Annotated in this window: 12 protein-coding genes; all 12 read left to right on the top strand. The window is 41.7% G+C overall.

From position 1 onward, the window contains the following. The first annotated feature begins 20 nt into the window (after positions 1-20). The 12 genes from fliS (at position 21) to BLR93_RS08045 (ending at position 12,388) form a co-directional block, all read left to right on the top strand. Entirely contained in the window at positions 21-422 is a 402-nt protein-coding gene (gene fliS / locus BLR93_RS07995) for a flagellar export chaperone FliS (RefSeq protein ID WP_093213051.1), read from the top strand. Beyond that, entirely contained in the window at positions 422-775 is a 354-nt protein-coding gene (gene fliT, locus BLR93_RS08000) for a flagellar protein FliT (RefSeq protein ID WP_093213053.1), read from the top strand. Before fliS ends, fliT begins: the two co-directional genes overlap by 1 nt. A gap of 327 nt (positions 776-1,102) precedes the next feature. Then, on the top strand, positions 1,103-1,675 hold the full coding sequence (gene hpf / locus BLR93_RS08005; RefSeq protein ID WP_093213055.1) for a ribosome hibernation-promoting factor, HPF/YfiA family: 573 nt from the start codon (positions 1,103-1,105) through the stop codon (positions 1,673-1,675). Positions 1,676-2,070: 395 nt separating this feature from the next. Then, positions 2,071-2,238, top strand: coding sequence for a hypothetical protein (locus BLR93_RS18000; RefSeq protein ID WP_175559294.1), 168 nt, complete (start codon positions 2,071-2,073; stop codon positions 2,236-2,238). A gap of 294 nt (positions 2,239-2,532) precedes the next feature. Beyond that, positions 2,533-5,043, top strand: a complete 2,511-nt coding sequence (gene secA / locus BLR93_RS08010) for a preprotein translocase subunit SecA (RefSeq protein ID WP_093213057.1) — start codon at positions 2,533-2,535, stop codon at positions 5,041-5,043. Positions 5,044-5,140: 97 nt separating this feature from the next. Continuing rightward, a protein-coding gene (prfB, locus tag BLR93_RS08015; RefSeq protein WP_245690092.1) for a peptide chain release factor 2 occupies positions 5,141-6,239 on the top strand; the annotation gives its coding sequence in 2 pieces (ribosomal slippage) (positions 5,141-5,203 and positions 5,205-6,239; 1,098 coding nt in all). Between the two features lie 157 nt (positions 6,240-6,396). Next, positions 6,397-7,509: an AI-2E family transporter gene (locus BLR93_RS08020; protein ID WP_093213059.1), complete on the top strand. Its 1,113-nt coding sequence runs from the start codon at positions 6,397-6,399 to the stop codon at positions 7,507-7,509. Positions 7,510-7,728: 219 nt separating this feature from the next. Continuing rightward, complete coding sequence (locus BLR93_RS08025) at positions 7,729-8,568, top strand: YitT family protein (protein WP_245690093.1); 840 nt, start codon at positions 7,729-7,731, stop codon at positions 8,566-8,568. A gap of 45 nt (positions 8,569-8,613) precedes the next feature. Next, positions 8,614-8,982, top strand: a complete 369-nt coding sequence (locus tag BLR93_RS08030) for a c-type cytochrome (protein ID WP_281241686.1) — start codon at positions 8,614-8,616, stop codon at positions 8,980-8,982. A 362-nt stretch (positions 8,983-9,344) separates the two neighbouring features. Further along, complete coding sequence (gene ftsE, locus BLR93_RS08035; RefSeq protein WP_093213063.1) at positions 9,345-10,031, top strand: cell division ATP-binding protein FtsE; 687 nt, start codon at positions 9,345-9,347, stop codon at positions 10,029-10,031. Next, positions 10,021-10,914, top strand: a complete 894-nt coding sequence (gene ftsX, locus BLR93_RS08040) for a permease-like cell division protein FtsX (protein WP_093213065.1) — start codon at positions 10,021-10,023, stop codon at positions 10,912-10,914. The genes ftsE and ftsX overlap by 11 nt, the downstream gene beginning before the upstream one ends. Positions 10,915-10,975: 61 nt before the next feature. Then, positions 10,976-12,388 (top strand): murein hydrolase activator EnvC family protein, encoded by a 1,413-nt coding sequence (locus tag BLR93_RS08045; protein ID WP_093213067.1) that lies wholly within the window; start codon positions 10,976-10,978, stop codon positions 12,386-12,388. The last annotated feature ends 72 nt before the right edge of the window (positions 12,389-12,460 follow it).

The raw sequence follows: 12,460 nt of genomic DNA on the forward strand, positions 1-12,460 counted from the left end.
TAGGGAGTGTTTTTTCGCGAATGTCTATACAACAGCAGTATCAAACGTACAAAAATAATTCTGTGACCACAGCGTCACCTGGAGAATTGACGCTGATGCTTTATAATGGTTGTCTTAAGTTTATTAAGCAGGCCACTCGTAATATTGAAAAGGACAATCATGAGCAAAAGAATGTTAACATTCAAAAAGCCCAGAAAATTATTCAGGAATTGATGGTAACTTTGGATCCGAAAGCAGAAATTACGAAGGAAATTATGCCGCTTTATGACTACATTAATAACCGTTTAATGGAGGCTAATATCAATAACGATCGAGCGATTTTGGAGGAAGCTTCGGGACTTGTTACTGAATTCAGAGATACTTGGAAGGAAGTAATTAAGCTAAACCGCCAGAAACAGTATGGGCAAGGTGCTAATATTTGATGAACCGACTTCAGTCTTTTTATGATGTGACAGAGGAACTTCATCAACAAATAAGCGATGATATTCCTATTGACAAGCGGGAGGAAGCAATTGCCAGGATAGAACAAGTGCTCGAAGAACGAGAAGAGTTGTTAAAAGACATTAAACCCCCATATTCTGAAGAGGAAATGGAGACTGGACGGGCGCTCCTGCCATTGAACAGAGACATTCAAGATAAATTAAAGCAACTGCTGATTCTTTTGCGGACGGAAATGAAGACAGTTAAAAAACAAAGAAGTTCAAGCAGTAAGTATAAAAACCCATATAAAAACGTATCAAACTTTGATGGCATGTTTTTAGACCATAAAAAATAAATGTGCAATCAATTTATACCACTCTTCAAATCATACACGAACCCATCTGCTAGAAGGCAGGTGGGTTTTTTAGCATTTGTTTACCTGAACCCAGAAAGGCATAGGATTGTTTTTTGGCACATATATAGTGGGGATGGAGTATTAGGTTTACTGGCTAACGGTCAGTTGCTCGGCAGAATGCTAGCAGACAGCATTTCCATCTACATGAATTGCTGTTTTTCATCTTTTTCGACACAAGTTCGACAAATTTTTTCTTTGTTTAAGCAGGAATTGGACGGGGTATGGTGGAATAGTAAATACATAAGGATGAAAAGGAGGACACTTGATATGAAGTTCAACATTCGTGGTGAGAATCTAGAAGTGACTGAATCCATCAGCAATTATGTGGAAAAGAAGATCAGTAAGCTAGAACGGTACTTTGAAAAACCGCCAACATCCGATGTATATGTTAATCTAGGTGTCTATAATGATGAGCAGGAAATCGAGGTAACTATCCCGATGACAAACTTGTTGCTGAGAGCTGAGGAGCAACATGGGGATTTATATGCTGCCATTGACCTTGTCGTCGATAAATTAGAACGTCAAATCCGAAAATACAAAACAAAAGTAAACCGCAAATCCAGGCAAAATGGTGCTCCCAAATATGTTTTCGCTGAATTGGAGCAGGAAGCATTGGAAAGCCAACTGAATGAAGAACAGGAACTTGACGATGAAGGGTTTGAAATTGTACGGACAAAGCGGTTTGATTTAAAGCCAATGGATTCTGAAGAAGCGGTACTGCAGATGGATATGCTTGGCCATGCTTTCTACGTATTCACAAATTCAGTTACTGGTGACACGAATGTTGTTTACCGGCGCCGAGATGGACGGTATGGGCTAATCGAACCTACTGAGGCTTAAATATTATTATAAAGAAAGAAAATGAAGTTAATATAAAGAGAGTGTAAAATATAAGTAAAAGCGATCCGGCATTGTTGCTGCGGATCGTTTTTTTATTTTTTTTGCTATTTGGATATATTTTGAAAATGGAGGCGTGTCCTCTGGTCAATTTTAATCATTCCATGGATGAAAATAGAATTTTATAGAGTTGATTACCACTGGTTACACAAAAATAGGAAATAGATGGAATTTAAATAGTGTGTTATAAATGACTTAACACTGGAAATAACCATTGGCCGGCCTTCTAAACACTAGTTTTAGGAGGGACCCCGGCCCTGAGCATTGTTTCTGACTCCTTAGGTTTTTTTTCTCTATGCAAGCGTGGTTAACTATTTGAAAGGGAGGGGCAATAATCATTGGCAGGTAACCATTGTCAACAATGTGAGCAAGTCACTCGTATCCTCAAGCAGCATGAACACACCATTACCCAGTTGTTAGAGATTATTGCTGTTACTAATCGAAAGCTATCTGAGTTGGATGATAAGTACACAGCGCATGACAAGGGGCAAGCCCTCCAGCTATAATTTCCCCGCTTTACAGTATCCTCATCTTCTCCGCAAGCTGCCGCCATTCGCCTCGTCTAAATAAGCAGTCCATCCTCGGACTGCTTATTTATTTTAGCCGTTCACTCGTTCTTTCCCTTTATCTTTCGGGAAACGTAACAGTATCTAAAACGTGTACTTCGGCATTTCTTGTCATCGTTATGTGCTAGTGTTATTATTAAGTTTGGACTATACTATTACTTTATATTAAGAGTTTTATAAAAATGAGAACAAAGAAGGCTATTAAGCTTTCCTAAATAAAGAGGAGCGTTTTACATGCGTGGATTACTAAAGAAAGTTTTCGGGGATGGTAACCAACGTCAACTTAGCCGTCTGCAAAAAATCGCAGATGAGATAGAAGCGCTGGAACCTGATTATGAGAAACTAACCGATGAAGAGTTAAGAAATAAAACGGAAGAATTTAAAGAGCGGTACCAGAATGGCGAGGACTTGGATCAATTATTGCCTGAAGCATATGCAGTTGTCAGAGAAGGGGCAAAACGAGTATTAGGTATGCGCCCGTTTAATGTCCAGCTGTTAGGAGCAGTTGCTCTTCATGAAGGTAATATTGCTGAAATGAAAACAGGGGAAGGTAAAACACTTGCCTCGACTATGCCTGCTTACTTGAATGCATTAACTGGAAAAGGCGTGCACATCATTACCGTTAATGAATATTTGGCAGAACGTGATGCTAACCAAATGGGAGAACTTTTTCAATTTCTGGGGCTGACCGTTGGAATCAATGGCAATGGCATGAATAAAGAGGAAAAGCGGGCAGCATACCATGCAGATATCACCTATGGTACCAACAATGAGTATGGCTTTGATTATTTGAGAGATAACATGGTGTTATACAAAGAACAGATGGTACAGCGTCCATTGCATTTTGCAATAATCGATGAGGTAGATTCTATTCTGATTGATGAAGCTAGAACACCATTGATCATCTCGGGCTCTGCCCAGAAATCAGCGAGCTTGTATCAACAGGCGAATGCATATGTACGGACACTGCAAAACGAAGATGATTATACCTATGATGAAAAGACCAAAGGCGTCCAGCTGACGGAAGAAGGAATCAATAAAGCAGAGCGTTTCTTTGGCATTGAAAATTTGTTTGATTTGAATAACGTCACATTAACGCATCATATTAACCAGGCTTTAAAAGCCCATGTGTCGATGCACCGTGACACCGATTATGTTGTTGAAGACAATGAAGTGGTAATTGTTGACCAATTCACTGGCCGCCTGATGAAGGGCCGCCGTTACAGCGATGGACTGCATCAAGCAATTGAAGCAAAAGAAGGCTTGCAAATTCAAAATGAAAGCATGACCCTGGCTTCGATAACATTCCAAAACTTTTTCCGTATGTATGAAAAGCTCGCCGGTATGACTGGTACAGCAAAGACAGAGGAAGAAGAGTTCCGGAATATTTACAATATGGATGTTGTATCGATACCAACAAACAAGCCAATTGTCCGTGATGACAGGCCGGATTTAATTTATCAATCTATGCAGGGCAAATTCCATGCTGTTGTAGAGGAAATTAAGGAACGCTATGAAAGGGGACAACCGGTATTAGTTGGTACAGTTGCGGTGGAAACGTCTGAATTAATTTCCAAGCTTTTGAAAAAGGCTGGCGTTACCCATAATGTCCTCAATGCAAAAAATCATTACCGTGAAGCAGAAATCATTGAAGGTGCCGGGCAAAAGGGCTCTGTTACGATTGCCACTAACATGGCTGGCCGCGGTACTGATATTAAACTAGGTGATGGTGTAAAAGAACTTGGCGGACTTGCTGTTATTGGCACGGAACGCCATGAATCGCGGCGGATCGATAATCAGCTGCGCGGACGTTCCGGCCGGCAAGGGGACCCAGGTGTAACACAATTCTATCTATCCATGGAAGATGAATTGATGCGCCGGTTTGGATCGGATAACATGAAAGCCATGATGGAGCGTTTCGGGATGGACGATACACAGCCGATCGAAAGCAAGATGGTGTCGCGTGCTGTAGAATCTGCCCAAAAACGAGTCGAAGGGAATAACTTTGATGCCCGTAAAACAATCCTTTCTTATGACGATGTCCTGCGTCAGCAGCGTGAAATCATCTATAAGCAGCGTTTTGATGTAATTGATTCCGATAATTTGCGAGAAATCATTGAGCAAATGATGCAGTCTGTCATTGAACGTACTGTTCAATCTTATACAGCAGATGAGGTAGAAGAAGATTGGGATTTACAATCGCTTGTTGAATATCTTCACGCCAATTTGCTGGAGCAAGAGGATATCTCTGTCGATGAGCTTGCTGGCAAGGATCCAGAGGAAATGACAGATATAATTATTGAAAAAGCCAAAAAACGATACGACTTAAAAGAGGAAGAGCTTACTTCCGAACAAATGCGGGAATTTGAAAAGGTTATTTTGCTTCGTTCCGTTGATACGAAATGGATGGACCATATCGACCAAATGGATCAATTGCGCCAAGGTATCCATTTGCGGGCATACGGACAGAATGATCCGTTGCGCGAGTATCAGATGGAAGGCTTTGCAATGTTTGAACAAATGATTGCCGCTATTGAAGAAGAGGTTTCTAAATATGTAATGAAGGCCCAGATACGAGAAAACCTCCAGCGTGAGCAAGTGGTAAAAGATACGCAGGCTGTCTCGGGGAATCAGGAAGAAAAGAAGAAAGTGAAAAAGCCTTTTGTCAAAGGAGAATCGGTCGGCAGAAACGACCCTTGTCCATGCGGCAGCGGCAAAAAATATAAAAACTGCCACGGACGTTAAAAAACAGGCAGATATAAACGGAAGACACTTCCTTTGCGGGAGTGTTTTTCCTCTATCGTATCAAGACAGTAGGCAAACTATCCAAGAGGTGACGAAAATGGAATTAGTAGAGATAAAGCAAGAATTAGATAAAATGGCTGTACGTTTAGCGGACTTCAGGGGGTCTCTTTGACTTAGAACAAAAGAGAGCCCGTATTGCCGAGCTGGAAGAAGAAATGACCGATCCTGCCTTCTGGGATGACCAGCAAACGGCCCAAAAAGTAATTAATGAAGCCAACGGATTAAAAGAATTGGTTCATACATTTGATGATCACCAGGAAAAACACGAAAACCTTGAAGTATCCTACGAACTGGTTAAAGAAGAGGACGATGCTGATCTTCGCGAGGAATTGGAATCAGAGGTTCTCGAGTTGACAGAAGGACTGAATAATTTTGAGTTATTTATTTTATTATCAGAGCCTTATGACAAAAATAACGCCATCCTTGAGTTACACCCCGGGGCAGGTGGTACAGAGTCACAGGACTGGGCAAGTATGCTTCTGCGCATGTACACCCGGTGGGCGGAACGGAAAAATTTCAAAGTGGAAACGTTGGATTACCTGCCAGGGGAAGAAGCAGGCGTAAAAAGTGTGACTTTAATGATCAAAGGCCACAATGCTTATGGCTATTTAAAAGCCGAAAAAGGCGTTCATCGATTGGTAAGGATATCGCCATTCGATTCATCCGGACGCAGGCACACATCGTTTGTTTCCTGTGAAGTAATGCCGGAGCTGGATGATGAGATTGATATCGAAGTCCAAACAGAGGACTTAAAAATTGATACGTATCGGTCCAGCGGTGCAGGTGGACAGCACGTCAATACGACGGACTCGGCGGTAAGAATTACCCATCTTCCGACGAACACGGTGGTTACCTGCCAATCCGAGCGTTCACAAATTAAAAACAGAGAGCAAGCGATGAAAATGCTCAAGGCAAAACTGTATCAGCTTGAAATTGAAAAACAGCAGCAAGAATTGAATGAAATTCGCGGGGAACAAAAGGAAATTGGATGGGGCAGCCAGATTCGTTCCTATGTTTTCCATCCATATTCTATGGTCAAAGACCATAGAACCAATCATGAAATCGGCAATACCCAAGGAGTTATGGATGGCGATCTGGATCCATTTATCGATTCTTACCTGCGTTCACAGATGTAAAAAAGGGGACTGGAGAAAATGCTTGAAGGCATTCTCCGGTCTCTTTTTTTATAAAAGCTCGCCCTGCCAAAAACGTTTATAAGTTCTCCATTAAGGCTATTTATTGTAGTAAAGCAATATAATTCTATTTGGCAAATAAGACAGGAGAAGTGGTATAGTGACTGAATTAACGAAAAGAAAGTGGTTTGTTCCCGGAGTTGGCATTGCTCTTTTATTATTAATTATTTACTTGCTTGATTTAGTAAGTTACATATTTACACCATTGGCGATTATTTTCACTACCTTGGCTGCGCCGATTATTGTAGCTGGCGTGCTTTACTATTTAATGAGGCCGGTTGTTATTTTGGCAAATAGATATATGCCAAAGTCACTGGCGATTTTATTAGGCTATTTGTTAGCTGCTGGTTTTCTGACCGGGTTGGTTTTTCTCATAGGGCCGCCCCTGCAGCGGCAGTTCTCTACATTAATAGATAATATCCCGCAATTTATCGATGGTGTCCAGGCATGGCTGAAGAGTGTGCAAAACAACAGCTGGATCCAACGGTTCCAAGAGAACGGGAATATGTCCTCTGATCAATTGGCCAGCAGGGCGGCTGAAAGCCTGAGCACTTCCCTGGAATCGATTGGCGCCAATATTATTAATGTGATCAGTACGATAACAAATATTGCTGTATTGATTGTCACAGTGCCGTTCATTCTTTTTTATATGCTGAAAGAAGGATATAAACTGCCGAAACGTTTGCTGACTTTCACTCCAGACAAATATGAGGATGAAGGAGCAAAAGTATTAAAAGATATGGACCATGCTTTAAGCTCCTATATTCAAGGGCAGCTATTAGTAAGCCTGTGTGTCGGTACGCTGCTGACGATTGGGTACTTTATTTTAGGCTTGAAATATCCGCTTGTTTTAGGTTTAGTGGCCACTGTGACCAATGTCGTTCCCTTTATCGGACCGTTTATCGGAACGGCGCCAGCTGTCATCGTTGGACTGGTTGAATCGCCGCTAAAGGGACTGCTGGTATTGGTAGTGATTGTTATTGTACAGCAAATCGACAGTAACTTCATTTCCCCGCAAGTGATGGGGAGAAAATTGGACATCCACCCGCTTACTGTCATTTTAATCTTGCTTGTGGCAGCCAATTTTGGCGGCATCATCGGCTTAATTTTAGGTGTTCCTGTCTATGCTGTCGGTAAAACAATCGTTGTCAACATGTACCGCTTCATCTTAATCCGCCGAAAAGCGAAATACGAAGCCGCAAATCGGCTCTGATTGCTTAAACACCGATTTAAGTTTGTAAAGTTAAATCGTATTCGTGTGATGTTACTCAATCGCTTTACCGTAAAATAGACCCCCTAAAGCCTTGTGGCTAAATAACGGTCATGATATACTCCTTAAGGTTGGGTGGGAGAGGGACTTTTTTAAGATAGCCCCTTCCCGCTAATTGACGAACGGGGTGTTTACATGATTGCAAGATACAGGCGGGAACCGATGCCGCAATTATTGTTAAATATTATAGAATATTCATTGGTCATAATTGGATCATTTTTTGTTGCATTGTCTTTTAATGTATTCCTTCTTCCCCATGATGTAGCGTCTGGAGGAGTTGCTGGAATAAGTACGATTACCAAAGAATTGTTCGGTTGGGAGCCATCCATCGTCCAATGGGCTTTAAATGTCCCGCTATTCATTGCAGGAGTAATTATTTTAGGGAAAAATTTTGGCGCCAAATCGCTTGTCGGTACAATTATGCTTCCGTTTTTTGTTTTTTTGACGAGAGAATGGCCGGCTGCCACACCTGATCCTCTTCTCGGAGCAATATTTGGCGGGATGGGAGTTGGACTTGGGCTCGGGATTGTTTTCCGAGGAAAAGCATCTACCGGCGGGATTGACCTTGCAGCACAAATTCTCCATAAATATACTCATTTGCCGTTAGGTATTTGTTTACCGATTTTTGATGGAATGATTGTCCTTACAGCAACCTTTGTATTTTCCGTCGAGGAAGGGTTATATGCTTTGATTGGTTTGTTTGTGACCAGCAGGACCATTGATTTTGTCCAGGTAGGAATGAATACTTCAAAAAATGTGCTGATTATCACCGAACAAGTGGAAGAAGTGCGGGCGGCGCTGCTCCAGGATGTGGACAGGGGGGTAACTGTCCTAAATGGTACTGGCGGCTATACAGATGAGGAAAGGCGCATTGTGATGTGTGTCGTCGCCCAAAACGAATTCACGAAATTGACACAAATGGTCAAAAGAATTGACCCTCATGCTTTTGTCGTTGCTATGAATGCGACAGAGGTACTTGGCGAGGGTTTTAAAACCCACTAGATTGCTTATAATGAAGGAGAATAGAAGCAGATAGGGGGGATACGTTTGAGAAAATTACTATTAGGCGCCATCTGCGGTATTGGGCTTATGCTTACTGCCTGCGGTTCTAGCCAGGAGTCTGATGAGAGTGCGCAAAGCAGCGATGGCAATGCTAGCGAGGAAGTCGCCGATAGCGGTAATTCTGATGGCATCAATACACAAGCTGCTGAAGAAGAATATAAAAAAAGCTGCCAGTCTTGCCACGGTGCAGACTTAAGTGGTGCTGTCGGACCGGATTTGACAGAGGTTGGCAGCAAATATTCGGAAGAAGAAATACTGGAAATAATCGAAAAGGGTAAAGGCGGCATGCCTCCTGGTAGAGCGGCGGGAGAAGATGCTGCATTGCTGGCAGCGTGGCTGGCAGAAAAAGAGTAGACATAGCAGAAGCAGTCACAACAATTATCCTGACGATTCGAGCTGGATGTTGGCTATTTATAGCCAATACCCAGCTTTTTTTTACATAATCGTTACAATTCGACAAAAAAAGCCTTAATTATACAAGAATTCCCTCTTTTTTTGCCTATTAAACTTGCAATTATCCCAGTATTTGCCTAGGTTTCCATATAAAAAGTATGATAGCGGCTACCATTGAAATATAAATGTAATAATTTTATAGCTAAAAAAATCAATAATAGATGTTATAATGTAAAAGAATTGCTGATTCGACAAAATATCAGCCGATGACTAGCTAGAAAAATCAACAAGAAACTACACATGGAGATAAAGGTGATATATATATGATAGATATGCAGGGAGTTTATAAGACTTACCCGAATGGTGTCACTGCCTTGAATGGAATAGATGTCAAAATTGACCAGGGTGAGTTCGTTTACGTCGTAGGACCAAGTGGAGCTGGAAAGTCTACATTTATAAAAATGATCTTCAGAGAAGTAAAGCCATCAAAAGGAATTGTCAGGGTAAACAACATGTCGCTTCACAACTTGAAGTGGAAAAGGGTTCCTTATCTAAGAAGGAATATCGGAGTTGTCTACCAGGACTTTAAACTACTCCCCAAGCTAACCGTCTTCGAAAATGTGGCATTTGCCCTGGAGGTTATCGAAGAAACCCCAAAGGTAGTTCGAAAGCGAGTTATGGAAGTGCTTGATTTAGTAGGGTTAAAGAATAAGGCCCGTTTTATCCCTGATGAACTATCCGGGGGAGAACAGCAGCGGGTTGCTATAGCCAGGGCGATTGTGAATCATCCTAAACTGGTAATCGCTGACGAACCGACAGGAAACTTGGACCCGGAAACATCCTGGGAAATCATGAAGATTCTTGAAGAAATCAATGCAACTGGCACAACCATACTTATGGCCACTCACAGCAAAGAAATCGTCAATACCATCAAGAAACGCGTCATTGCCATTGAAGATGGAATGGTCGTGCGTGATGAACATCGAGGTGAATACGGCTATGAAATTTAGAACATTAAGAAGGCATTTCCGTGAAGGCGGCAAGAACATTCAGCGTAACGGCTGGATGACAATTGCTTCCGTTGGCGCTGTTACGACTACTTTGATTTTGGTCGGAGCATTCCTAGCTTTAATGCTTAACCTGAATCAAATGGCTGACAATATTGAAGAAGATGTCGAAATAAAAGCACTTGTTGAAGTAACCGCAGAAGAAGGGCAAGTCGATGAAATCAAGCAGCAAATAGAAACAATCCCTGCAGTTTCTACAGTAGAATATTCCTCAAAAGAGGAAGAGTTAAACGAGTTAATTGAAAGTATGGGCGAGGAAGGCAAAACGTGGGAGATGTTTGAACAGGACAACCCTTTAAATGACGCATTTGTTATTAAAACGGAAGATCCTATCGAAACGTTTGACGTAGCCTCCGAAGTAGAGAAAATAGAAAATATCCAGGAAGTAAATTATGGAGAAGAAATTGTTCAAAAGTTATTTCAGTTTAATAAATATGCCCGAAATATCGGGTTAGCCTTAATTATCGGTTTAGTATTCACTGCAATCTTCTTAATATCTAATACTATTAAAATAACAATCATGGCCCGCAGTAAAGAAATAGGCATCATGAAGCTTGTCGGCGCTACCAATGGTTTCATTCGCTGGCCATTTTTTATCGAAGGCCTCTTACTTGGCATACTCGGAAGTATCATTCCTATCGCAGTAATTGTCTCAGGCTATTATTACCTTGATGCAAATGTAAGTGAATTGATTAACTTTAAATTTGTGTCGTTGATGCCATTTAATCCATTTGCCTGGCAGCTATCCTTGCTTATTCTGGGAATAGGTGCAGTGATCGGTGTTTGGGGCAGCGTGATGAGTGTACGGAAGTTCTTGAAGGTATAAGTCCAGACAACAGAATATGCGAATTGATAGAAAAGAGTTTTAACAGGGGGAAAAAGCGAAAATGCATAAGAAAAAAACAACAACCTACGTTTTCATGATAGCTGCTCTGTCATTAAGTACGATTCTACCAGGAGTCAGCCACGTAAAAGCCAACGAAATCAACAAAGTAAAAGAGGAAATTAATTCTTTAAAAGAAGAGCAAAATAATGTCAGCAGTGAAAAGAACGAAATAACAGGCAAAAAGTCAAATACCGAAGAAAAGATCGATGAGAACCTGGAACACCAGGACAAAGTAAGCAGTGATATTGAACAAATCGATCGTGAGCTGGCAGACGCCAAACAAAAAATTACTACTAAAGAATCCGAGATCAATACGACTAATCAGGAAATAGACCAGACGAACACACAAATTGAAGAAACAAAAGCAGAAATTGAGCAGCTGAAAGTTGAAATTAAGGATTTGCAGGAACGGATCGCTAAACGCGAAGAGCTTCTGAAAAACCGGCTTCGTACATTGCAAAAGAATGGCGGCGACATCAGCTATTTGGAAGTTTTAATGGGCGCGCAGAATTTTGGGGACTTCGTTAATCGCGCTACCGCGGTAACAAAAATCATGGACCAGGATAAAGGAATCATGGAGACCCATCAGGCTGAAAAAGAAGAGCTTGAGCAAAAACAGGTAGAAGTAGAAAATAAAAAGGCACAGCTTGAAGATAAGCAAGCAGAGCTGGAAGCAAAGAGAAACACGCTTCAACAGCAAAAGAAGGACTTGGAATCGTTAAAAGCCAATTTAGATCAAAAAATGCAGCAAAAAGAATCATTCATGGCTGAGCTGGAAGAAGAACAGCATGAGCTTGAAGAATATAAAATGTCATTAGAAGAAGAACAGCAATTGCTGGCAAGCCAGGAGAACGCTATTCAAAAAGCGATTGCCCAGGCCAAGGCTCAGCAAGAGGAATTAGAGCAGATGGCTGCGGAACAAGCGCGCAAAGAGGAAGAAGCCCGCAAAAAAGCAGCAGCGAAAAACGGGAATTCTTCATCAAGTGGCAATTCCAGTCCTTCTCCGGCAAAACAGTCAAGTGGAGGATCATTCATCTGGCCTGCTAAAGGGACGTATACCTCCGGATTGGGACCGCGCTGGGGAAGCTACCATGCCGGCATTGATATCGCCAACGGTATTGGTACCACAGTTAAAGCATCTGCAGCTGGAGTGGTCAGCAAATCATACCATTCTTCAAGCTATGGCAATGTCGTATTTATCAGCCACTATGTAAATGGACAAGTATATACGACTGTTTATGCCCACTTGAATAGCAGAGCGGTATCCAGCGGCCAGTCTGTATCACAAGGCGACCCAATTGGACAAATGGGTAACACCGGTGATTCAACAGGACCTCACTTGCACTTTGAATTGCATAGAGGGGCTTGGAACATGTCCAAAAGCAATGCAGTTAATCCGCTAAGTTACTTTTAAGAAATTAAACATGTATCGGACAAGTCCGGCATAACTTAATTAGAGAAAGGCATCGCACATATCCGGTGTGGT

It is taken from the genome of Sediminibacillus albus, assembly GCF_900101125.1.
GTDB classification, from domain to species: Bacteria; Bacillota; Bacilli; order Bacillales; family Amphibacillaceae; genus Sediminibacillus; species Sediminibacillus albus.